We start from the raw sequence: 21,434 nt of genomic DNA, 5'->3' as shown, positions 1-21,434 counted from the left end.
TCATGAACCGGAACAAGATCGTCAGCGCCGACGAGGCCATCGCGCTGATCCGAGACGGCGACAGTGTGAGTTGCTCCGGCTTCGTGGGGATCGGCACGCCGGAGGAACTGATCGTCGCCCTGGAGAGACGCTTCCTGACGACGCAGGGCCCGCGTGGGCTGACGCTGGTCTTCGCGGCCGCACCCGGCGACGGCAAGACACGCGGTGTCAACAGGCTGGCCCACGAGGGCCTGGTCGGGCGCGCCATCGGCGGCCACTGGGCGCTGGTGCCCAAGCTCGCCAAACTGGCCACCGACAACCTCATCGAGGCCTACAACCTGCCGCTGGGCACCATCTCGCACCTGTACCGCGACGCCGCTGCGCACCGCGCCGGGACGCTGAGCAAAGTCGGGCTCGGCACCTTCGTCGACCCGCGGCAAGGCGGCGGACGCATCAATCAGCGCACCCGGGAGGAACTGGTGCGGGTCATGGAGATCGACGGCGAGGAATGGCTCTTCTACAAGGCCTTCACTGTCAATGTGGCGTTGATCCGGGGCACCACCGCCGACCCGCTGGGCAACATTACGATGGAGCACGAAGCACTGCTGCTCGACGCGCAAGCGGCCGCCATGGCGGCGCGCAATGCCAACGGCCTGGTCATTGCCCAGGTCGAGCGCATCGCCGCCGCCGGCACGCTCGACCCGCGCAGCGTGGTCGTGCCGGGGGTCCTGGTCGACTGCGTGGTGGTGGCGTCGCCGGAGTTGCATCAGCAGACCTACGGCACCGCCTACAACGCCGCCTTCTCCGGCGAGATGCGGGTGCCGGCCGACAGGATCGCCGTGGCGGTGCTGGACGAGCGCAAGCTCATTGCACGGCGCTGTGCCTTCGAACTTCCGCTGGGAGGCGTCATCAACCTCGGCATCGGCGTGCCGGAGGTGCTCGGCGCCGTGGCCGCCGAGGAGCGCGTGCTCGATCACCTGACGCTGACGGCAGAACCTGGCGTCATCGGCGGGATGCCCAGCGGCGGACTCGATTTCGGCGCCGCCGTCAACACGCAGGCGCTGCTCCACCAGAACCAGCAGTTCGACTTCTACGACGGCGGCGGCCTCGACCTGGCCTGCCTCGGCATGGCACAGGTCGATCGCGCCGGGAGCGTCAACGTCAGCCGCTTCGGCAGCCGGCTGGCCGGCGCCGGCGGGTTCATCAACATCAGCCAGAATGCGCGCCGCGTGGTCTTCGCCGGCACCTTCACGGCGGGCGGCCTCGAAGTCGCCATCGAAGACGGAAGGCTGCGCATCGTGACCGAAGGCGCCGCTTCGAAGTTCGTCGCAGCGGTCGAGCAGATCACGTTCAGCGGCCCCCAGGCGGTGAGCAAGCAGCAGTCGGTGCACTACGTGACCGAACGCTGCGTGTTCAGGCTGCAGCCGGGCGGACTGCAGTTGACCGAGGTGGCGCCCGGCATCGACATCGACCGGGACATCCTGGCGCATATGGGATTCCAGCCTTTGATCGGTCAGGTCGAACGCATGGATGCCCGCCTCTACCGGGTCGGGCCGATGGGTTTGTCGGCCGCACTGCTCGACCTCCAGTTGACCGAGCGGATCAGCTATGACAGCGAGCGGAACATCCTGTTCGTCAACTTCCAGGGGTATTCGATCCAGGACATGGACGATGTCGACTGCGTGCGCCGGGTGCTCGCCGCGCTGCACCGGAAAGCGGGCTGCAGGATGGCACTGGTTGCCAACTACGACGGCTTCCAGATCGACGAATCCATGAGTGATTCTTACTTCGCGATGGTCGAAGAGCTGCACGCGCAGTACTACAGCACCGCGGCGCGCTACACGACGAGCGCCTTCATGCGCCTGAAACTTGGCGCGTCGCTGTCCTCGCGGCGAGGGGGCGCCCATCTGTTCGAGACGCAGACCGAAGCGATCGAATTCCTGCTGCGCCGGCCTCACGTTCTCGCCGCCGGGATGGCTTGATCGGCGGCCAGCTCCGACGGGACGGCCTGCTCATCCGATCGATCTCGGTTTCGACCTACAGCGATTTCCTGGGTCGGCCGGCATTCATCGCGCCAGCGAAGGCATCCAAACAAGGATGACTGCTGCCCTTAAGGACCCAGATTCTGGGACGCCGCGGTCAGGTTCGAGGTGAGCGTGAGGCTCCCTGTGCCCGGAGTACTGACGAATGACTGATTCGTTCCCGGCCGTACTGAGCGCGGCCATCGACTGGCTCGGACACGGCTTGTGGGACCTCGCATGGTGGCAAGTCGTGCTGTACACGCTCGTCACCACGCACATCACGATCGCGGGGGTCACGATCTTCCTGCACCGGACGCAAACGCACCGGGCCATGGACCTGGGCCCGATTCCCTCGCATTTCTTCCGCTTCTGGCTCTGGCTGGGCACCGGCATGGTGACCAAGGAATGGGTCGCCATCCACCGCAAGCACCACGCCAAGTGCGAAACCGTGGACGACCCGCACAGCCCGCAGGTCAAGGGCATCGACGAAGTCATGTGGCGCGGCGCCGAGCTGTACCGCAAGGAATCGAAGAACAAGGAAACGATGGAGCGTTTCGGCCACGGCACGCCCAACGACTGGATCGAGCGCAACCTGTACACCCGCTACAGCTGGCAGGGCGTGGGCCTGATGCTGATCATCAACGTTGCCCTGTTCGGCATGCTCGGCCTGACCGTGTGGGCGGTGCAGATGCTCTGGATTCCGTTCTGGGCCGCCGGCGTCGTCAACGGCATCGGCCACTTCTGGGGCTACCGCAATTTCGAAGCCACCGACGCCAGCACCAACCTGATCCCCTGGGGGATCATCATCGGCGGCGAAGAGCTCCACAACAACCACCACACCTACCCGACCTCGGCCAAGTTCTCGGTCAAGAAGTACGAGTTCGACATCGGCTGGGTCTACATCAGCCTGATGCAGAAGATCGGCTGGGCCAAGGTCAAGAAGCTGCCGCCCAAGATGCAGATGGGCGACGTGGTGCCGGTGGCCAACGAGAAGACCCTCGAGGCCGTGATCGCCAACCGCTACGAAGTCATGGCCGGCTATGCGCGCGAAATGCGCCGGGCCACCCGCGAAGAGCTGGCGCAGCTCAAGGCCAAGGGCGCTGACCTGTCGGTGCTGAAGGCGGCCAAGACCTGGCTGCACCGCGACGACGACAAGGTGCCGGCTGCTGCGCGCTCGAACCTGGTCCAGGCCCGCGCCGCCCACCCGGTGCTCGACAAGATGGTGACCATGCGCGAAGAGCTGCGCCAGTTGTGGCTCAACACCTCGCAGTCGCGCGAGCAGTTGGCGGCCGACCTGGCTGCCTGGTGCCACCGCGCCGAGGCCAGCGGCATCCCCGGCCTGCGCGAGTTCTCCACCCGGCTGCGCGCGGCGCGCGGCTGAAAAGCTGGCCCCCGGCCCGAATTGCGGGAGAATGCCTTGTTAACAGCCACCGGAGGGCCATGCGCGAAGACATCATCAAGCAGGCGCTTTCTGAACGCTACGGCGACGGCTCTGGACCGGGCCCCATTGCTGAGGCCACGATCACCGTTTTGCGTCTGCTTCACGCCGAGCTTGCATTGGTTGTGGGCGCTCAGGCGTCGGCGGCACTGGTCGTGCACGCCGTAAATCGCACGCGCTCGAAGCTGGATTGGACCGCGCCACCCGCCGCCGCGCCCGAAACTTTGCTCAAGGCGTTGCAAGACGACCTGGCGGCGCGCCCGACCGCTGATTGCCTGTTTGCAGGGGAGACCCTCATTTTTGCTCTTGTCGATCACCTCATTTCCTTGATCGGCGAGCCGCTGACTCTTCGCATGTTGAATTCGGCTTGGAGCACGCACGGTGCTGACCAGTCCTCCCAGGAGAACCTCTAAATGACCAACAAGGTTGTCATCCGACGACTGCCCACCGGCGTGCCTGGCTTGGACGCGCTGCTCTGCGGCGGGCTGGCGGAATTTTCGTTCAACTTGATCGCTGGAGCGCCAGGATCGGGCAAGACGACCCTCGCGCACCAGATCATGTTCGCGCTGGCCAACCCGGACCGGCGCGCCATCTTCTTTACCGTCCTCGGTGAGCCACCATTGAAGATGCTGCGCTACCAGCAGCAATACAACTTCTTCGACGCTGCCAAGGTCAACGACTCGATTCGGTTCATCAACCTGGCTGATGAAATCGTGGCCGGTGACTACGACCGCGTCCTGAACCGGATCGTGGAAGAGGTCGAGCGTTTCGGGCCGTCCCTGGTCATGGTGGACTCGTTTCGATCGGTCATCCAGTCGGCAAGGAGCGCCGGCAAGGATGAGATGGATCTCCAGCACTTTGTGCAGCGTCTCGGCATGCTGTTGACGACGTGGGAGGCCACGACCTTCCTGATCGGGGAGTACGTCGCTCTCGAGAGCGAAGCCAACCCCATCTTCACCGTCGCGGACGGCATCGTGTGGATGGCCCAGTCCATCGAGCGGAATTCGGTCGTTCGCAAGCTCCAGATCATGAAGATGCGCGGCCACGCGACCATTCCGGGGCTGCACACCTTTCGCATCAGCGACGACGGCGTCCAGATCTTTCCGCGCACCATCGCCGTGAGAGCAACGGTGCCTGAAAGCAGGGCCGGCGGCCTCGACACCGCTCCTGCTCGTCTCTCCATGGGCGTGCCATTGCTGGACGATTTGATGGGGGGCGGGCTACCCGTGGGTTATTCGTTGCTCGTCGCAGGTCCCTCCGGCTCGGGCAAGTCGCAGCTTGCCGCAGCCTTCCTGGCGGAGGGAGCGAGAGCGGGTGAGAAGGGCGTCATCGCGGCTTTCGAGAAGAGCCCGGCGCGATCGCATCAGGTGCGACTGGATGAACTCGTCGCCAGTGGCGAAGTGGGCGTCATTGATACGCGCGCGCTCGACCTTTCCATAGACGAGACCCTTCATGCGTTGACCGAACTGATCGGGCGCACCGGCGCAACGCGGGTCGTCATCGATTCCATCTCGGGGTTCGAGCTCGCGTTGGCGCCAAGCTTCCGGGAAGATTTCCGGGAGTCGCTGCATCGGATGATTGCGGTGCTGACAGGCATGGGGGCCGCCGTCCTGATGATTTCCGAGTTGGAAGACCGCTATACCGACCTGCGCTTCAGCCCCTACGGCGCGGCATTCCTCACGGACGCGATCATCGTGCAGCGCTACGTCGAGCTCGAAGGTCAGCTCAAGCGCGTCATGGCCGTGGTCAAGATTCGGAACAGCGACCACAGCCATGAACTTCGACCTTACGAGATCACCGATGGGGGCATCGTGATCGGCCAGCCCACCCCCGGCATGGTTGGGTTGTTGACCGGTCATCCGCTCCCGTCATAAGGTTATCTTCCATCCACCATGACTGCCGAACTCGCAGACTCCGCAGACTCTCCAGGTCGACTTGAGAGCGATGATGGAAGTTTGAGCCCGCGACGACAGTCCCTCGCGATTCGCGAGCGAGCGCTAGCCCGCCGCGAGGAGGACATGCGCGCGTGGGAGCTGACAAGGGCGACCGCCGAGACCCTCAGCGAGAATCTGAGGGAGGCAAACGAACATCTGGTCATGGCCACGCTTGCGGCCGAAAAACTGGAGGAAGCGGCACAGAACGCGAAGCACCGACAGGACGAGTTCTTGGCGATGCTGGCGCATGAACTGCGCAATCCCTTGGCGCCGATTCGAAGCGCCGTGGCCTTGCTGGAGCGCATTGACACTGTCGATCCGCGTCTGACGACCATCCGAGAAGTAGTGCGTCGTCAGGTTGAACACATGGCGCGCCTGCTGGACGATTTGCTCGACGCGTCGCGAGTGACGAGCGGCAAAGTCACTTTGCAGCGACAAACCGTCAAGGTGAGCGAGTTCGTCGACCAGGCCGTTGAGATGTACCGCGCGCTCATCGATACGCAGCGCCAGCATCTCACCCTCGACATGCCGGTCAGCCCCATGTATGTGGACGGAGACTTGACGCGTTTGGCGCAAATCATCGGCAATCTGCTTCACAACGCGGCCAAGTACACGCCAGAGGGCGGTGACATCGCCTTGATCGCCAGACCCGATCGGGACAAGGTGGTGATCCGCGTGACGGATACCGGGAGCGGCATCTCGGCGGAAACGCTGCCTCATATCTTTGACTTGTTTGCTCAGGAAGAGCGTTCTCTGAGTCGCAGCCAGGGTGGCTTGGGCATTGGGCTCACTGTGGTGCGCGCCATGGTTGATCGGCATGGCGGGACGGTCACAGCAAAAAGTGCCGGCATTGGTGCGGGTAGCGAGTTTACCGTCATCCTGCCGCGCGTGAGAAAGGCGGCTGAAGGGGCCAAGGAGCAGACGCCCAAGCCCACCTTCGTTCCAGCTCGAATCTTGATCGTCGACGACAACGTCGACGCGGGCGTCCTGTTGTCTATGCTGTTGGAGATGTCTGGCTATGAGGTCAAAGTCGCTCTGGACGGGGCAAGCGCTCTCGTTGCCTTCGAGCACCAGCGGTCCCAGATCGTGGTGTGCGACATCGGTCTGCCCGGAATGAATGGCTATGAGGTCGCCCGGCGGCTGCGGCAAAGTCGCACGGCGGGCGATCCGCCGCTGATGTTGATCGCGCTCACAGGCTACGAAGGTCCAGAAGACCGGCAACGGGCGCTCACAGCAGGATTCGATCATCACGTGGCCAAGCCGGTCGATTTCGATGTCTTGCTCAAACTCATTGAACAGGCCGCGATCTCGCGCGGCTAGACCTGACGGTCGGCCGCCCGGTGTCGAACCGGGCGGAACTGGCTTCAGCGCTTTTGGCCAGGCTGCTGTTGCGTACCTTGACCTGGTTGTTGGCCGGTCTGCTGCTTGCCCGGGTCTTGCTGTTGCTGCCCCGGGTTACTCGGACTGCCTTGCCCCGGTTGTTGCTTCCCCGGGTCCTGCTGTTGTTGGCCCGGATTGCTGGGCTGATTGGGGTTGTTCTGTCCTGATTGGTTAGCCATATGAATGCCTCTTGAAGTCATCGGAGCAATGGCGCTCCGGAAACTAAGGTAGGCATCAGCTCAGCAACCACGCGTAGTCGCTCACGCAGTCGAATCGTAGGACTGGTTTCGTATTGCCTGGCGATCAAGAGCGTCGCGCTTTCCTGGCTGACATTCAGAACGCATGCGGTGAGCTTATCGCTTGCAGTGCGCCAGCGCGATTCCCAACTCCCGGGTCGTGTACGGCTTGGGGAGCCACCACGTTTCGGGTGGAAGTTCTTGTTCGCCGGGATCGTCGCATAGGGGTTGGTGGCGCCGCGGTCGTGAGTCCCGCAGCGCTGGGTGCGCCTGCAACGGGGGCTGGCTGTGCGGGCATCAATCCGGCGCCTCCAGCCCGAGGGTGCGAGCTCGTAGCGCCGAAGGCGACCCGTCCTCGCGCCGATCGCGCGCGCCTATCCGAGATGCGCACCGCCGTCGCACGAGGCGCTCGAAGCGCTGGCAGCAGTGCTTCGCGCATGCTCTGAATCGAGGCTTCATGAGATGCGATCTCCTTCTACACCCGGGCCTTCGGCGCGGTCGAGCGCACGGCGCGATTCACGTCCGAACCCTAGTTCAGGTCCTTGTCCTTCCAGACCTTTGAGCCTCCGAGGGACACCCCCGCCTGTAGGCCGGCCTTGGTCAGCACATAAGCGGTGCCGCCCGAGAACGCGACAGCACCCGCCTTGATGTTGGCCTCGTCCTTGCCGGTGCCTGCGCCCGCGGCAGCGCCGGCCGAGGCATCCCAGCCGTTGTCGATGAAGTCGGCCAGCGACTTGGCATCCTTGAACACGAAGAGATAGCGCGTGTCGGAGGCTCCGATCTGCAGGCCTGCGCTCGCCTGAGCGATGTCCAGGTACGTGTCCTTTTTGGACTTGCTGTCGTGCGCTATGCCCTTCCCGCCCGCTCCGCCAAGGCCGAAGCTCAAACCGTAGGTCGTGAACACGGCGTAACCGGGCGCCTTGCCTACCGCGTTTTTGATCTCGGCATCGGCCTTGTAGAAGTCCTCGAGCGCCTGCTTGGCCTTTGCGCTGACCTCGGCCTGCTTGGCCGCGTTGTCCTGCGCGTAGGCACCGCGGGCCAGCAACGATGCCAGCGATGCACCGACGACGAGTAGCTTGCGACGTTTCATTGCGTTCTCCTTTCACGGTCATGCAAATCCGCCTCATAGGCACGAGGGAGTCCGGCTCGGAGGCACGGTCTCCCTGCGAGCGACCCGTCCGAATGTTCCCACAGATTCGGTCACCTCGGCTATTGGACCAAGGGAAGTCCACGCCCAGCGAGGCGGCGGTGCCCATGCCTTGCTTCCAGACAGCGAAGCTCGCGTCGCCGCCCAGCTTGATTTTGTTTGTATAGAGCGAGTCGAGTGCCTTCTGCGACTGCACGACCATCACGACCTCGTTGCGACACAGCGGCCTGAAGGCCGAGACTGGCCGCCGGAGCAAATGTAGCGATTGCACATTCCCAGAATTTAGCGTCGAGCTGACATTCTCCCAGGCCCCGCGAGGTCGACGAAAGTGCCAAACCGGTGCCAGCGCAGCCGTCACGACTTTTGCGCGCCCAGTCAAGCTATCGGACTGTAGACAGCACCGTGGCACGACATCGGGCCTGCTCGGGGCGCTGCAGGAAAATGCAGTTGTCCAAAGCGCGCCGCTGCATGTCGCTCAATCTCGGAAGCGAAGATGGTGGAGGACGCCAACCATTCTGACGTTGGTTCCAGCCGGTGTTGTTGCCCCACCGATTGGGGTCGTTGTTCCAGCCATTGTTGTTGCCCCAGCGATTGTTATCGTTATTCCAACCATTGTTATCGGTGTTCCACTGTCCGTTCCGCCTGTTCTGCATTTGCCACATGCAAGAGTTGAAGTCTATTCCCGAACGGCCACTCGCACAAAACCTCCGCTCGCTTTCGAAACCACCATCGTTGCGCTGAGCCAGCGCGGGGACCACGGTCATGAGCCCGACTAGAGCCAGTATCGGATTCACAATGTGCTTTTTCATTTTGCACCCCCTTCAACACGTTGCACTTCTGTGGCGAAAGCCCCGCTCCGATGGATCGCGCGGGCCAAGCCGCCACTGCACAGACGGGCCGCCCGTAAACTTAACCGCGTCTTTCAGCGCCTCCTTGGTGTCGCGTCTTTCAGAGCTTCCTTGGCGTCGCCGTAGGCCTTCTGGGCTTCACCCTTGACCTGCTTGACGAGGCCCTTGACCTGCTGCTCTTTGTTGCCCACCAGCTTGCCCGCAGCTTCCTGCACCACGCCCACTGCGTCTTTGGTTGCGCCCTTGACTTGATCCTTGTTCATTTGTAACTCCTGGCGAATTCGACTGGAAAGATCCAGATCACCTGGCGTGACCCCGTCGCGCTGAAACTGCTGTCACGTGTCAGCGTTTCGTCGTTAGTCGCTGACCAAGCATCAGGATACGCAGGCCCTGCCCGTTTTAGGTAGGCCAGCCTCCACAAGGAATGTCAGCAACGCGGCCTACAAATCCCACGGCCGCCCACCGGTGAGCCGGCACACGCTGACGAGGCCGCGAAGCGCAAGGTCCTTCGCGCCGGGCGCGTGCGTCATCCGCAATGTCGGGTGCACTGCCACGACGACCTCGGCGTCGGCGCGAGGTTCGAACGCTTCGCGCTTCAGGGGATGCCCGATGAGTAGGCCACCGTCGCCCATCTTCGCGGCCCTGGGCCAGGAATTCTTCACCGACGACATGGTTCAGCAGCATGCGCTCAGCCCACGCACCGTGGCTTCGTACCGCGACACCTTCGTGCTGCTGTTGCGCTTCACGGAGAGGCAGTTGGGAAAGACCCGGTCAGCGTGCAGCTGACAGACATCAACGCGAAGTTCCTGACCGCCTTCCTCACGCGATCCATGTGCTCGTGCTCGTCGCTCTACTCCACGGCGGGCAGCGTTCACTCACTCAACGTGACACCGCGCGGCGACGAGCTCCAGGACCCGGCCTGCGGGCTGCTGCGTGCTAAGGCTCGGCGCCTAGCAATTCTCCAATCGGCTTCAGGTCTTCAACGCGGTCGCACACGGTCTTGACGGCCACCAGCATCGGCACGCCCAGCAGCAGGCCGGCGACGCCCCACAGCCAATCCCAGGCGAGCACGCCGACGAAGATTGCCACCGGGTTCATGCGGCTTGCGCGGCTGGTCAGCCAAGGCGTGAGAAGGTAGCCGGAGACGAATTGAATGGCCAGCGACACGCCAACGATCAGCAGCGCCATTCCGGGCGTGCCGAACTGCAGGAAGCCCACCAGCGCCAAACCACCGGTGACCACAATCGGACCGATGTAGGGCACGAGGTTGAGCACGGCCGCCGCGACGCCCCAGACGGCCGCTTGTTCCAGCCCGATCCATAGCAAGGCGACCCAGGTGGTCACGCCGACCAGCGCGCTCGTGAGGATCTGCACCAGCAAATAGCGTTGAATCTGCTCGGTGATCTCGTCGAGCGCCTGAACCGTGATCTTCTTCTGCCGGAAGGTGGGTCCCGCGATCTTCGCCATCTTGCGGCGAAAGCTGTCGCCAGACGTAATCAGAAAATAGGTGATGAAACACACCATCATCGATTGACCGATGAACCCGATCACGCCGACCGTGCCGCTCCACAGATAGTCCTTGATGTTGAAGCGCAGCCGTTCTATTTGAACTCGGGTCACGCCTTTACCGGCCGGCGACGCCACCGAACCGGTCTCCTCGGCCACCTGCTCGAGTTTCGCTCCCGCCTTCTGAACCTTCTCCATGGCGCTTTCCGGCGCGCCGGGCAGAGCGCGCAGCGACTGGCGAAGCTTCTGCGCTGCGTCGGGCAGCGATTCGGCAAGTGCCGTCGCGCCGTCGCTGAGCGAATAGACGGTGAAACCGAGGCCGCCCAGGACTGCGAACAGCAGCACGGCGGCTCTGAGCGCACGCGGAATGTGCCAGCGCTGCAGTCGGTCCACCGCCGGCGACAGGACATAGCTGAACATGATCCCCAGCAGCAGAATGAACACAGCGCTGGCCCAGTGCAGCGCGTAGACGCTGGCTACCAGGGCGATCACCGCCAACGATGCACTTCTCACGTCGACTGGCGTGTGCAGATGAACGGGCTCCGCCTCTGAAGCGCCGGCCACCAGTTGGGAGTCGAGGCGATCCATATTGAGCTTTCAAGATAGCAGGTCCGCATAGGCCTGCCGATCTTCGGCATAACATCCGCACGCCATCGCCTCGAGTCCGCGGCGGTCGAGCACCGTCAGGTCGCCGCGGTGGTATTCGATCAGGGCTCTGCGCTGCAAGGCACTGGCGGCCGTCGTGATGCCGACCCGGCGCACACCGAGCATGAGCGCCAGAAACTCGTGCGTCACACGGAAGCTGTCGCAATGAGCACGGTCCCGGCTCATCAACAGCCAGCGAGCCAGGCGCGGGCCGATCAGATGAAAGCGCTGACATGCGGCCGAAGCGGCCAATTGAGACATCAGGACATAGATGTAGCGGTCCAGACCGCGTTGCAGCGCCGAGCTGCGCGCAAGTTCGCGCCGGAAGTCAGCGGTGGTTATGCGCCATGCTGCTCCGGGGCCTTGCACCAGCGCGTGCAAGGGCACAGTGGCCACGCCCAGGGCCAACTGCGCGCCCAGCATCCCTTCACGGCCCACCATGCCGACTTCGAGCCCCGGATGGCCGTCGGTCCGCGCCACCAGCGAGATGAAGCCGTCGATCGGGAAGTAGGCATGCTGAGTCGGCTTGCCGAGCTCGCTCAGGACCTCGGTCAGCATCAGTTGGACCGGCTCGCACAGGGCCAGCAGGCTCCGACGATCGTTGCGTGGAAGCCGTTCGACAAGGCGGTTCTCGACGGTGGCCAATTGGCTCTCCGATGTGTTGCTGCGACCCCTAGCTGATGGAAGATCGCCGTGCGGTTGAACGCGGGTCCGACCTGTGCAACCAGTCTGCACCAGGAGACACGCACCGACTGTCTGCTAGCGCACAGAGCAGCAGACGAATTTCAGCGTCAAACAGACCAACCGCATCCGCGGCAGCCACCGAACGTATATGTCGCCAGTTTTCCGGGAAGCAGACTGTCATGCTCCTTCTTGACCACCGCGTAGCACTCGCAAGTGCGTTGTTCCAGTCCTTGGCGGTCCAGCACCGAGATGCGCCCGCGCGCATACCGGATCAGCCCGGCCTTCTGCGGGTTGATCGCCCCCTCGGTCACGCCTTCGCGGCGCACGCGAGCATGTTGGCGATCAGCTCCTGCGTCCTCACGAGTTCGCTGCCCTGCAGGCGGTCCAGGCTCAGCAGCAGCCAGCGGCACAGTTGCTGATCCAGCGAATGGTGCCGGTTGCACACCGGCGTTTGCGTCATCTGAGTGATTAGCGCCTGGGTGTAGCGCAGCAGCAGGTGCAGTACCGGCCCGGCCCGGTTGAACTCGTCCTTCATCCCCTGTGCCTTCAGCCGAAAGCCCTGGCCTGCGCTTTGCACCACCGCCCGGCTGGCGTGGACTCGCCTCCCATGAAGAGCGAGATGCCGACAATGCCCTCGTTGCCGACGACGGCGATCTCGGCCGAGGCGCCGTTCTCCATCACATACAGCAAGGAGAGCATGGCTGCGGTCGGAAAGTACACGTGACTGAGCGTGTTGCCCGATTCGTAGAGCACCTGCCCGAGCGGCATCTCCACCCACTCGAGTTCCGGCAGCCAGCGCTGCCATTCGGCGTCCGGCAGCATGCGGAGCTGGTGGTTCTTTCGGGGGTCGGGCGAAACGGCCATCACGGAGCTCCAGGGTGGGTCTGGCTTCGAGGACTACCGTGGTGGTGCTCTTCTACAGCGCTTGCCAGGAGCATAGGCTGCCGATACCGCCTTGTATGTTCGCCAGCGCACAGACGATCGCCATCGCTTGACTAGCATTGCAGGCGGGGCATCGCGCCAACCGCCGAGTTCAACGGCGAGCATCGCGTCGTCCCGTAACGGACCTTGTGATGCAACTCAGTCTGCTCGATCTGCCCTGGTGGGGTCTTGTGCTGGTCACGCTGGGCTCGACCCACGTCACCATTGCCGCGGTCACGATTTTCCTGCATCGACATCAGGCGCATCGCGCGCTCGACCTGCATCCCCTTGTCAGTCACTTTTTCCGCTTCTGGCTGTGGCTCACCACCGGGATGGTGACCAAGGAATGGGCGGCGATTCATCGCAAGCACCACGCCAACTGCGAAACCGCCGAGGACCCCCACAGCCCGCAAATCCATGGCATCAGAAAGGTGCTGTTGGAAGGTGCCGAGCTCTATCGCGTTGAAGCCAGGAACGCCGTGACACTCGAAAAATACGGCCGCGGCACTCCCGATGACTGGATCGAGCGAAAGCTGTACGCGAGGTACACCCGGCTCGGCATTGGCCTCATGCTGGGGATCGACGTCGCCCTTTTCGGCCCGATCGGGCTCAGCATGTGGGCGGTCCAGATGCTGTGGATTCCGTTCTTCGCCGCGGGCGTCATCAATGGCGTCGGCCACTATTGGGGCTACCGCAATTTCTCGCCTGACGACAACTCCAGCAACGTCGTGCCGTGGGGCATTCTGATCGGCGGCGAAGAGCTCCACAACAACCACCACGCCTACGTCACCTCCGCGCGGCTGTCCAACAAGTGGTGGGAGTTCGACGTCGGCTGGATGTACATCCGCATCCTGGAATTGCTGCACCTGGCAAAGGTGCGCAACGTGACGCCCAGGATCCGCTACGACACATCCAAGACCTGCTGCGACGTGAGCACGCTGCAGGCCGTCATCACGCACCGCTACGAAGTGCTGGCCAGGTTCGCGCGATCGCTGCGTCCGATTGCCGTGGAAGAGATCCACAGCCTGCGGGCCAGCGCGATTCCAGGTTCGACGGACTTCAAGGCGCTGGACCCGGTCAAGTACCTGCTTCAAAGAGATGCGAGGGAATTGCCCGAAGCGCAGCGCGCAGTCCTGGAACAGGCGCTGGACTCCAGCGCCGTGCTGCGCACCATCTACTCGATGCGGCAGGATCTCACTGCCCTGTGGAGCCGATCCGCCGCCTCGAAGGAGCAGTTGGTGAAACAGTTGGAAGCCTGGTGCCGGCGCGCCGAAGCGAGCGGCATCGGCGCGCTGCGCGAGTTTTCTCGAACGCTGCGCTGCTACGACTCACTGACAGGAGAGATGAAATGACATTGGGAACAATTCTGCTGATCGTCGTGGTTCTGCTGCTCATCGGCGCGATTCCAAGCTGGCCCCACAGTCGGGGATGGGGCTACGGTCCCAGCGGTGGTATCGGGCTGGTGCTGCTAGTCCTGGTCGTTCTGTTGTTGATGGGAAAGATCTAGCGCGTTGCCGAAGAGCCTGCTCGCGGCACGAGGACGCAACGTGCCACCGTCATCCGTGCATCCGATCGACGACAGCTTCTCTGTTGAACCAGGGGCGTTCGTTCGCTTGGTGCTGAAGATCACATCCGGCGGTATCGTGACTCTGCGAACAGCCCGAAGGCCACGACTCCAGGCGCCACCGCCGTATGCAGAAACTTCCCGAACGGCTGCGCCAAGATCGCCTGCAGCGCGCCGTCCAGCCCCTGCGCCTTCTGCCGGTGTAAGGTCTGCGCCGCGTAGCTGAGCAGGCCCCCCACCACGCCCAGAGCACTCCCTTGGCGATGTATCCGACTTGGCCCAATCGCGCCACGCTCTTCCGGGCTGCTGGGGACATCGACGAAGTGTCAATCTCCTTGCCGAAGGATTTCTTCACGCCCTTGACCACCCCGGACACGCCAACGCCAATGATGATCAGCCCCGTGACCACGACGATCGCCTGCCCGGCGGGCCACGCCAGCACACCAGGGGTGGTCTGCTGCTGGGACCGCGAGTCCCACGATCCCCAGCCGAGGACGATCGACGCTGCGCTGACCCCCACCGCGCCGTAGATCACGGCTCTTTCCGCGTCGATGGCTACACCGGCCAGAACAATGTGGCAGAGGCTCTCCCTGTCACGAAAGACTTGTGCGTGATAGCTGCGACTACCCTCGAAAACGGCTCCTATGTTCACCTGCGTCGTCCATCCGGGCGCGGGCAGAACGGGGCCGTCGCGTGCTTTGACAGATGACTTGGTGTTCACTTGCGCCTCACTGGGGAGGGGGCGCATGGCAGAGTGTGTGCGTTCAGGTAGGAAAATTGCAAATCGGCAACAAGTTCAGACGGGCGCATGGCGTGGCTCCGAGCGGCTAGCGCCGATGTTGATTTTTCCCTGTTCGGTAGCGCACACAGACCGAAAGGCCAGTGCAAGGGGAGAGCATCAGGACGCGGGCCTCGGGGGTGTCCCAAATCTCCAAAGGGCCGCTGTCAACGCAGCCCACCGCTGTGGCTTCAATCGGGCGCGCCCGTTCCTCTGCGGTGCCGATCCGATGGACAGCCGTTGCCGGACGGGGAACGGGACGGAGCCTTTTGTCAGCACCCGTAAAAGGCCAGGGCGGCATCGCCATCGTCGAAATGAAGGATGACTCACCCCCCGCCCAGCGCAATGAGTGGTACTTGGCCGGCGTTTCTGTCGGACGCGAACCTGAGCCGAGGCTCAATCGATCAGCTTATTCTTCAAGGCGTAGTACGTGAGATCGCTGTTGGAGGAGAGATCCATCTTCTCCGTCAGCCGCGTGCGGTAGGTGCTCACCGTCTTGACGGACAGGGACAGGGCCTTGGCGATGTCCCCCGCCGTCTCGCCCTTGGCGAGCTTGAGGAACACTTGGAATTCGCGCTCCGACAGTCGCTCGTGCGGCGCCACATCGTCCTTGCGGTCGAGCTGGCGCGCCAACAATTCGCCCACGCCCGGCGTGATGTAGTGGCGGCCCAGTGAGATGACGCGGACCGCATTCACGATTTCCATCGGATCGCATTCCTTGTTGAGGTAGCCGCTCGCGCCCTGGCGGATCAGGTTCATCGCGTAGTGCTCCTCAGGGTAGCCGCTCAGGATCAGGACGCCGACGTCCGGCGCCTTGGCGTGGATCATCGCCAGCGCGTCGATACCGCTTTGCCCAGGCATGGCGAGATCCATCACGAGCACATCCAGTTCGGTGGTGCGCACAAGCTCGATTGCTTCGCGACCACTGGCTGCTTCGCCCGTCACGCGCAGGTCAACCTGCTCCGAAAAGAACTGGCGTAAGCCGGAGCGCACGATGGCGTGGTCGTCCACCACTCCAATCTTGATCATTTGTTTCCCCTTTTCTGTCGCATATGCCGAGCAGGCCCGCTCTGTCCTTTGGCGGTAGCGCTTCGAGCAAGCGGTTGAGAACGGGATCCGTTGGTTCTGAAATCGCGCAGGCACCTTGTTGAGAGTCCACGCAGAAATGCGCCGCTATGGCTAATATCGCCGACTATTTCATTCACGTCTGTGCGCAAGCGCACGAACGTCAATGTGGATCAGCGCCGGGGTGTAGGGCGGCAGCAGGTGCAGCACTGGCGCGGCCCGGTTGAACTACTCCTCCATCGCATTCGCTTTCAGTCGAAAGCCAGGGCCGGCGCCCCCCCGCCAGTGCACGGGCTGCACCTTGACTCGGCGCTCATATCAGCGAGATGCCGACGATGCTCTCGAGCCCCACGACGGCGAGTTCCGTCGAGGCGTCGCAGCGCTGCAATCAGTGTCGATGGCCGGCTGCTGAAGGCCCGGCGTGAATCGCCCCAAGTTGGTCCTCAACAAGACCTGGTCGCGACAGCCGGTGGTGAAGGCAGTAAGTACGCAAGGAGATCCGGGATGCTCCGAATTCAACGCTTCGCCGGGCGCACTGCTGCTCGCGCTGGGCCTGTCGACGACTGCGGACGCCGATGCCCAGCTGTCTCCACCCGCCAAGTTGCGCGTGATCACCCTCGGCGACGGCCCGGCCTCGGAGTACTACGACGGCAAGACACTCACCGCCTTCGCGCCGGCCGAGAACCTGGTCGCTGTGGCGCCCGCGGCGCCCACCATCGACGCCATCCTGTAGCGAGACCTGGAAAACGCTGCGCGAGTTGGCCGGGCGCGCCCACAGCAAACCCACGCGAGAGGATGCGATGTCGCTTCGCCCGCACCGACGTCCCCGAAACGCGCCCTCGCCGCCGAATAGACGCGGGTTTAGATCACCGACAACATGGCTCGTCGATTGTCGATCTCAGGTTGAATTGCCCGCCCGAGATCACCTTGCATCGGCTCGCGCTTGCGAGGAATCGGGACTCGATTGAAGGCTACGCTTCCACCCATCTCCGTCGGAATCAGCCTGCATCCTATTATTTCGGCGTCATGATGCCGAGCATCAGCTCCGTGTTGAGCTTGGCCACTTGCTGCACCAGCCCCGCCTGCCTCGTCATCAGAGCTAAGAACTCCGGGTTGGTCGGCGATGCTTTGGCCGAGAGCGCGAGCTGCGAGATCGACTGGGCGAGACTCTGCTGCTCTGTATAGATAGCCTTTGCAGCTTCAGTGTATTCATCGAGCGTCATGCCATGTCTCCTGTGATGGTGAGCGCCACAGCGTAACCGCATGGAGGCTCGACATGCGTCCGAAATCGTAGCCCCTCGTAATCGAAGTTCCCCGAAGCCGTAGCCCCAGCGAGCACGTGGCATCGCTGTCACGAGCGCGATCCACCATCTTGCCATTGCCTCGGAAGGGCGTAGCATCACGCCGGCATCGAACGACGGCAGGCGGCCGCGTCGTTCAATGCTGATGGCATCGGACGCCTGTGTCGCCTGAAGGAGATGACATGATCACCTACGTTGGCTTGATGAACTTCACCGATAAGGGCCTGCAATCGATCAAGGACACGACCAAACGCGCCGCCGCCGCCAAAGAGGCCGCGAAGAATGCCGGCGTCACCATGCGGGAACTTGTGTGGACCATGGGCGAGTACGACCTTGTTTCCATAATTGAGGCAGAGGACGAGCAGGCGTTGGCGGCGTTCAGCCTCGCCACGGCCATGCAAGGCAACGTGCGTTTTCAGTCGCTTCGCGCGTATTCGAGCAGCGAGATGGACGCGATCCTGGCCAAGATCCCATAGGCGCGTAGCCGAGTCGACGCTCGGCCGGTTTTCGATCGAGCCGGCCAGCAACACCTCACATGGCCAAGCACCTCATCGTCGATGAATCCGCCGGCCGCCGGTAAACAGTCGGGTCTATTTCAACCCTGCCGGCGTCCTGCTTGATCGCGGCGCCACCTACGAGATTTCTGCCGACGATAGCAAGTTGGTCGATTGGCACCTTGCTTCAAGCGCGGACGGGAGAGAGCGGCCGAGCCTGGGCCAGTCGTTGGCCCAGTGGGCACTGCGCTTCAAGACCGGCAAGTGGTTCCAGTTGATCGGCGCCACGGCAGAGACCCAACGAGCGCTGCCGGCAAAGCACGGCGGCGTTGCGAAAGCGCCGCGCAAGCCAGCGTCCGCGTCACGTCCTGTCCGTTTCGAGCCCATCCCTTCTATGCGCGGCACCGAACAGACGAGGCGCAGGTATCGCGGCAGAGTGACTTGTGTTGCAGCCAACCTGGCTGCGGACTGGCCCCCAAAAAAAGGAACCGTCATGACGAAATATGCGATGCCCTCCCTACTCCTTCTTGCAATGCTCGGACTGGGCGCGTGCACCGGCCCGATGGGCCCGCAGGGTAATCAGGGAAGTCCTGGCTACACGGGTGCCCAGGGCGCAACGGGGAACCAGGGCAACACCGGGTACACCGGCGCGCAGGGAGAGACGGGTAATCAAGGAAATACGGGAAACACCGGCGCCATGGGTGCGACAGGCGGTCAAGGCAACACGGGCAACACAGGCGCGCGTGGCAATACTGGCTCAAGCGGTTCGGGCAGCGGCAGCACGGTAGTCGTAGTCCCGCCTGCACGCTAAGCGGGACTTCTCGCCGCCAATGAAGCCGTAGAACTTCTCGAATCTTGGCGCGCGGGCCAACGATCGAAGGGGCCCGCGACGCTGGTCTCCGGCGGCGTCTCGTGGCTCTTGCCGAACATCGCGGTGCAGGCGCCCCATTGCCTGAGACTCTCCGCGAGAGGCGCCACCGTCTTCGGCCGAATGCCGGTGTCGCCGAGGTAGGAGGTGCTGGCCGGCGAGCAAAGGTGAGCAGCACGGGGTTGTCGTACTTTTCGTGCATGTATGGACCCTGCGCCTTTTGCAAGCTCTTTTCCGTGAGGTCAAACGGTCTGCATGCATGTATACGGCTTGCCGGTGGGCGCGTCGAAACATGCCCGCAGGCTCGATGAGATCCGCACGCCCTGTCCTCAGTAAATTGACGGCTTGAGCTTGAAGGCGCAGCCGACACGAAAAGCAGGCTTGTGGGCGTTGGTCCGACCAGTTCTGTCATCACCTCCGAAAGCCGCAAACCAGTGCTGGGTGTGATTCCCTCCGAGAACAAGATGTGGTGTTGCCGACGATCGACCTCAGCGCGCTGTCGCGCTCGGGCGGTACGGCGTGTCGCTGCTGAGCAGTGCCTGAATCACCCGCGTATTCTTGTTGGCCAGCGCCACGGCCGCGCGGTTGTAGCCGCGTCGCGCGATCAGGTCCTGCAGCCATCGACTCTGCACATCGGTCTTGCCGACCGCGTAGCGCAGCGGCACCCGCACCGAGAACGGCTCGGCGATGCGGGACATGTCGTTGCGCAGCAGGTCGACGACCATGACGTTTTCGGCCCGCTCCTTGGCAGAGTTGCGAAGCCTCTCTGCTGCGGCGGCATCGTCGGTCGCATCGAGCCCGCGTGCGGCCGTGCCCTCCTTGGGGCGGGTCAGCAGGCGTCCATCTCGCCAGTCGAAGAACAATTCCGGCGACACCGACAACACGTGCTCGCCACCGGCGTCGATGTACGCCGCGTAGCCGCCGGGCTGGGCCCGCTGGAGGGCCGCAAACAAGGCCTGGGCGCAGACTTCACCGGCCGCTTCGCCCAGAGTGCCTTGCAGCCTCGCCGTGTAATTCACTTGGTAGACCTCGCCTGCCGCGATAGCGCGATGCAGCTGAGGCCGGATCCGGATCGACGTCCTCCACGCTCGCTTCAGGCCAAGGGTGAGCGGAATCGTGGATTCCGATCCAGGCGAGCGGACCATCGGCTTCATGCACCTGGAGCGCCGGGTCGAACGCTGGTGCCGCCTCGTATCGCAGGTAGCCCACACACCACTGGCCTTGCGTTGCCCGCTCGCGTACCGCTTGGAGCAGGGGGCGCACCTGGTCGTGTGTGTGCGCCACCAGCGCTTCGACGGGTTGGCCGAACACACGTCGCAGGCGCGCCGCCCTGGTGTCGCCGTGGGAAGAAAAATCGATGCGGGCGGAGATGGTCACGGGTCTCAGGGCTCGGCAGGGAGCAACGCATTGCCGTGAACGATGAACGCCCAACCGGTAAGATTGAAATCGAGAGCGGCGTCCGTCTTCGTCGTCAGCTGCAAGGCTGGGCGGACGCAGCACAATGGGCGCGATCGTAGCAGCGACGCCGACGCGGCTGAGTCGCAAAATGCACGCAGGCGTGACGCAAAAGTGGGCCATGGTCGTCAATCAGCCATCCCAACCAGTCGGTTGAGTGGGAGGGGCGCGACAGGCCCACGATAGACTGGGATCGCGCGCAGTTCGTCACACCCCATCCGGAAAGCTCCTGCCAGAATTGCCGCCATGCCCCCTCCGGACACAGTCTCCGATTCGCTGAATCGGCAAAGCACGCGTTCGATGCATGACGCGACCAGACCCGGTCGCCTGTCATCGGCTGAGCATGCCGAGCCTGCCAACCGCTTCGGCGCAGCAGCCAGCATCATCGATCGCCTCGACCTCCGCCCACTGCACATGAGGCAGCGTCGGCCATGGTGGAGGCTCTGGTAGCGTCGACGCTCGCAGTGCGATTGGCGACACTCACACCAGCAGGGCTTCGCTCTCACTCACCCACTGCGCTGCTCGCAACGAGCCTGCGTCAGCCATGTCCTATTTCGGCAAACTTCAATGATCTTCCCCACGCAACTCTCCATCAGTAAGACTTGAGGAGTTTGCTATGCGGTTGCTTCGACGGATTGCTCGTTCGCAAAGGCTGACCGAACTTGCGGAACAGCCGAGGCCGCGAGGGCCGAAGGCTACGAAAAGAATGGTTGGGTCACCGTTCGTCGCACCCGCATGCCGGCGCCTCAACTGGCGACTGGATTCCAGACAGTCTATGCGCAGATCACAGACAAGCCGACAGGCTACAGTCGGCCACGAGCCGACATACGTCAAGGACTGCTTTCGAGCGATCCGTCTCGAGCAATGGAGGCGCGTGTTCGGAATGCGAATGCCTCGTTGCAGATATGCTGGGCCTGCGAGCTTCAGCCTTTCAGGTGTTGGAGAGATGAGCGCCGCGGTGCCGCTTGAGCTAGTCGGCGCCGCGAGGCGTGCGGACGACCCCCAACGTTTGCGCTCCGCGTCAAAGCCACCATGGCCGGTCGAATGCCTCAACTGGGCCCCGCCTTACTTGACAGTGTAGCCACGACCCTCTAGGCATGCGGCGCGAGCCTTGGCAAACGAAGCCTGCTTTTGCTGCGTGACCGCCGCCTGCTGCTGCTGGGCCGAATT

General features: G+C 63.3%; 18 protein-coding genes and 4 pseudogenes. 10 read left to right on the top strand and 12 right to left on the bottom strand.

The features are described from left to right. The first annotated feature begins 2 nt into the window (after nucleotides 1-2). From QTI68_RS34710 to QTI68_RS34690, 5 genes are all read left to right on the top strand, one after another. Nucleotides 3-1,961: an acyl CoA:acetate/3-ketoacid CoA transferase gene (locus QTI68_RS34710; protein ID WP_286528473.1), complete on the top strand. Its 1,959-nt coding sequence runs from the start codon at nucleotides 3-5 to the stop codon at nucleotides 1,959-1,961. Between the two features lie 205 nt (nucleotides 1,962-2,166). Beyond that, nucleotides 2,167-3,381, top strand: a complete 1,215-nt coding sequence (locus QTI68_RS34705) for a DesA family fatty acid desaturase (protein ID WP_286528471.1) — start codon at nucleotides 2,167-2,169, stop codon at nucleotides 3,379-3,381. A gap of 59 nt (nucleotides 3,382-3,440) precedes the next feature. Continuing rightward, a complete protein-coding gene (locus QTI68_RS34700) occupies nucleotides 3,441-3,851 on the top strand; it encodes a hypothetical protein (RefSeq protein ID WP_286528470.1) in 411 nt (136 codons plus the stop codon). Beyond that, nucleotides 3,852-5,312: an ATPase domain-containing protein gene (locus QTI68_RS34695; RefSeq protein WP_286528468.1), complete on the top strand. Its 1,461-nt coding sequence runs from the start codon at nucleotides 3,852-3,854 to the stop codon at nucleotides 5,310-5,312. It abuts the gene before it with no gap. Nucleotides 5,313-5,456: 144 nt separating this feature from the next. Continuing rightward, on the top strand, nucleotides 5,457-6,692 hold the full coding sequence (locus QTI68_RS34690) for a hybrid sensor histidine kinase/response regulator (protein WP_286528466.1): 1,236 nt from the start codon (nucleotides 5,457-5,459) through the stop codon (nucleotides 6,690-6,692). Nucleotides 6,693-7,517: 825 nt separating this feature from the next. Here QTI68_RS34690 and QTI68_RS34685 read toward each other — a convergent pair. The 3 genes from QTI68_RS34685 to QTI68_RS34675 form a co-directional block, all read right to left on the bottom strand. Beyond that, entirely contained in the window at nucleotides 7,518-8,078 is a 561-nt protein-coding gene (locus tag QTI68_RS34685; RefSeq protein WP_286528464.1) for a YSC84-related protein, read from the bottom strand. 437 nt (nucleotides 8,079-8,515) lie between these two features. Further along, entirely contained in the window at nucleotides 8,516-8,944 is a 429-nt protein-coding gene (locus QTI68_RS34680) for a hypothetical protein (RefSeq protein ID WP_286528463.1), read from the bottom strand. Nucleotides 8,945-9,057: 113 nt separating this feature from the next. Continuing rightward, nucleotides 9,058-9,246 (bottom strand): CsbD family protein, encoded by a 189-nt coding sequence (locus tag QTI68_RS34675; protein ID WP_286528462.1) that lies wholly within the window; start codon nucleotides 9,244-9,246, stop codon nucleotides 9,058-9,060. A 346-nt stretch (nucleotides 9,247-9,592) separates the two neighbouring features. Between QTI68_RS34675 and QTI68_RS34670 the strand changes: the two genes are divergently transcribed. Next, nucleotides 9,593-9,769, top strand: coding sequence for a hypothetical protein (locus QTI68_RS34670; protein WP_286528460.1), 177 nt, complete (start codon nucleotides 9,593-9,595; stop codon nucleotides 9,767-9,769). A 150-nt stretch (nucleotides 9,770-9,919) separates the two neighbouring features. On the opposite strand, the gene QTI68_RS34665 is transcribed toward QTI68_RS34670, so the two are convergent. From QTI68_RS34665 to QTI68_RS34655, 3 genes and pseudogenes are all read right to left on the bottom strand, one after another. Beyond that, nucleotides 9,920-11,077, bottom strand: a complete 1,158-nt coding sequence (locus tag QTI68_RS34665) for an AI-2E family transporter (protein ID WP_286528458.1) — start codon at nucleotides 11,075-11,077, stop codon at nucleotides 9,920-9,922. A gap of 9 nt (nucleotides 11,078-11,086) precedes the next feature. Further along, the gene (locus QTI68_RS34660; RefSeq protein WP_286528456.1) at nucleotides 11,087-11,779 is read right to left on the bottom strand and encodes a Crp/Fnr family transcriptional regulator; all 693 of its coding nucleotides are present in this window, start codon (nucleotides 11,777-11,779) and stop codon (nucleotides 11,087-11,089) included. Nucleotides 11,780-11,925: 146 nt separating this feature from the next. After that, nucleotides 11,926-12,682: pseudogene (locus tag QTI68_RS34655) on the bottom strand (Crp/Fnr family transcriptional regulator). Nucleotides 12,683-12,891: 209 nt separating this feature from the next. On the opposite strand from QTI68_RS34655, the gene QTI68_RS34650 reads away from it, so the two are divergent. After that, on the top strand, nucleotides 12,892-14,091 hold the full coding sequence (locus QTI68_RS34650; RefSeq protein ID WP_286528454.1) for a DesA family fatty acid desaturase: 1,200 nt from the start codon (nucleotides 12,892-12,894) through the stop codon (nucleotides 14,089-14,091). After that, nucleotides 14,088-14,246, top strand: coding sequence for a DUF3309 family protein (locus QTI68_RS34645; protein WP_286528452.1), 159 nt, complete (start codon nucleotides 14,088-14,090; stop codon nucleotides 14,244-14,246). Before QTI68_RS34650 ends, QTI68_RS34645 begins: the two co-directional genes overlap by 4 nt. Before the next feature lie 119 nt (nucleotides 14,247-14,365). Here the strand turns inward: QTI68_RS34645 and QTI68_RS40260 are convergent, their stop codons facing one another. The 3 genes and pseudogenes from QTI68_RS40260 to QTI68_RS34640 all read right to left on the bottom strand — a co-directional run bounded on the left by QTI68_RS40260 (nucleotide 14,366) and on the right by QTI68_RS34640 (nucleotide 16,110). Then, complete coding sequence (locus tag QTI68_RS40260) at nucleotides 14,366-14,551, bottom strand: DUF1206 domain-containing protein (protein WP_353506467.1); 186 nt, start codon at nucleotides 14,549-14,551, stop codon at nucleotides 14,366-14,368. A 113-nt stretch (nucleotides 14,552-14,664) separates the two neighbouring features. Then, nucleotides 14,665-15,051 (bottom strand): annotated as a pseudogene (locus QTI68_RS40255) (DUF1206 domain-containing protein); the annotation flags it as partial. A gap of 426 nt (nucleotides 15,052-15,477) precedes the next feature. Continuing rightward, entirely contained in the window at nucleotides 15,478-16,110 is a 633-nt protein-coding gene (locus QTI68_RS34640) for a response regulator (protein WP_286528450.1), read from the bottom strand. Nucleotides 16,111-16,567: 457 nt separating this feature from the next. On the opposite strand from QTI68_RS34640, the gene QTI68_RS34635 reads away from it, so the two are divergent. Beyond that, the gene (locus QTI68_RS34635) at nucleotides 16,568-16,879 is read left to right on the top strand and encodes a DUF2092 domain-containing protein (RefSeq protein WP_286528449.1); all 312 of its coding nucleotides are present in this window, start codon (nucleotides 16,568-16,570) and stop codon (nucleotides 16,877-16,879) included. A 280-nt stretch (nucleotides 16,880-17,159) separates the two neighbouring features. On the opposite strand, the gene QTI68_RS34630 is transcribed toward QTI68_RS34635, so the two are convergent. After that, on the bottom strand, nucleotides 17,160-17,369 hold the full coding sequence (locus QTI68_RS34630; RefSeq protein WP_286528447.1) for a hypothetical protein: 210 nt from the start codon (nucleotides 17,367-17,369) through the stop codon (nucleotides 17,160-17,162). A 260-nt stretch (nucleotides 17,370-17,629) separates the two neighbouring features. Here QTI68_RS34630 and QTI68_RS34625 point away from each other — a divergent pair, with 260 nt between their 5' ends. Next, nucleotides 17,630-17,923, top strand: a complete 294-nt coding sequence (locus QTI68_RS34625; protein WP_286528445.1) for a GYD domain-containing protein — start codon at nucleotides 17,630-17,632, stop codon at nucleotides 17,921-17,923. 1,374 nt (nucleotides 17,924-19,297) lie between these two features. On the opposite strand, the pseudogene QTI68_RS34620 reads toward QTI68_RS34625, so the two are convergent. Further along, a pseudogene (locus QTI68_RS34620) lies at nucleotides 19,298-19,477 on the bottom strand (IS110 family transposase); the annotation flags it as partial. A gap of 33 nt (nucleotides 19,478-19,510) precedes the next feature. After that, a pseudogene (locus QTI68_RS40250) lies at nucleotides 19,511-19,954 on the bottom strand (chorismate-binding protein); the annotation flags it as partial. Nucleotides 19,955-21,434: the final 1,480 nt, after the last annotated feature.

Origin of the sequence: Variovorax sp. J31P207, from assembly GCF_030316965.1 — a bacterium.
GTDB classification, from domain to species: Bacteria; Pseudomonadota; Gammaproteobacteria; order Burkholderiales; family Burkholderiaceae_C; genus Variovorax; species Variovorax ginsengisoli_B.
Note: the sequence above shows the minus strand (reverse complement) of the source record. Positions and strands in the feature narration are given on the sequence as shown.

What these genes read in the sequence shown, in the direction of transcription:
- QTI68_RS34695 (WP_286528468.1), top strand. Translation starts at nt 3,852, where the DNA reads ATGACCAACAAGGTTGTCATCCGACGACTGCCCACCGGCGTGCCTGGC.
- QTI68_RS34640 (WP_286528450.1), bottom strand. Translation starts at nt 16,110, where the DNA reads ATGATCAAGATTGGAGTGGTGGACGACCACGCCATCGTGCGCTCCGGC.
- QTI68_RS34645 (WP_286528452.1), top strand. Translation starts at nt 14,088, where the DNA reads ATGACATTGGGAACAATTCTGCTGATCGTCGTGGTTCTGCTGCTCATC.
- QTI68_RS34625 (WP_286528445.1), top strand. Translation starts at nt 17,630, where the DNA reads ATGATCACCTACGTTGGCTTGATGAACTTCACCGATAAGGGCCTGCAA.
- QTI68_RS34690 (WP_286528466.1), top strand. Translation starts at nt 5,457, where the DNA reads ATGCGCGCGTGGGAGCTGACAAGGGCGACCGCCGAGACCCTCAGCGAG.
- QTI68_RS34665 (WP_286528458.1), bottom strand. Translation starts at nt 11,077, where the DNA reads ATGGATCGCCTCGACTCCCAACTGGTGGCCGGCGCTTCAGAGGCGGAG.
- QTI68_RS34700 (WP_286528470.1), top strand. Translation starts at nt 3,441, where the DNA reads ATGCGCGAAGACATCATCAAGCAGGCGCTTTCTGAACGCTACGGCGAC.
- QTI68_RS34650 (WP_286528454.1), top strand. Translation starts at nt 12,892, where the DNA reads ATGCAACTCAGTCTGCTCGATCTGCCCTGGTGGGGTCTTGTGCTGGTC.
- QTI68_RS34670 (WP_286528460.1), top strand. Translation starts at nt 9,593, where the DNA reads ATGAGTAGGCCACCGTCGCCCATCTTCGCGGCCCTGGGCCAGGAATTC.
- QTI68_RS34685 (WP_286528464.1), bottom strand. Translation starts at nt 8,078, where the DNA reads ATGAAACGTCGCAAGCTACTCGTCGTCGGTGCATCGCTGGCATCGTTG.
- QTI68_RS34710 (WP_286528473.1), top strand. Translation starts at nt 3, where the DNA reads ATGAACCGGAACAAGATCGTCAGCGCCGACGAGGCCATCGCGCTGATC.
- QTI68_RS34675 (WP_286528462.1), bottom strand. Translation starts at nt 9,246, where the DNA reads ATGAACAAGGATCAAGTCAAGGGCGCAACCAAAGACGCAGTGGGCGTG.
- QTI68_RS34705 (WP_286528471.1), top strand. Translation starts at nt 2,167, where the DNA reads ATGACTGATTCGTTCCCGGCCGTACTGAGCGCGGCCATCGACTGGCTC.
- QTI68_RS34630 (WP_286528447.1), bottom strand. Translation starts at nt 17,369, where the DNA reads ATGACGCTCGATGAATACACTGAAGCTGCAAAGGCTATCTATACAGAG.
- QTI68_RS34680 (WP_286528463.1), bottom strand. Translation starts at nt 8,944, where the DNA reads ATGAAAAAGCACATTGTGAATCCGATACTGGCTCTAGTCGGGCTCATG.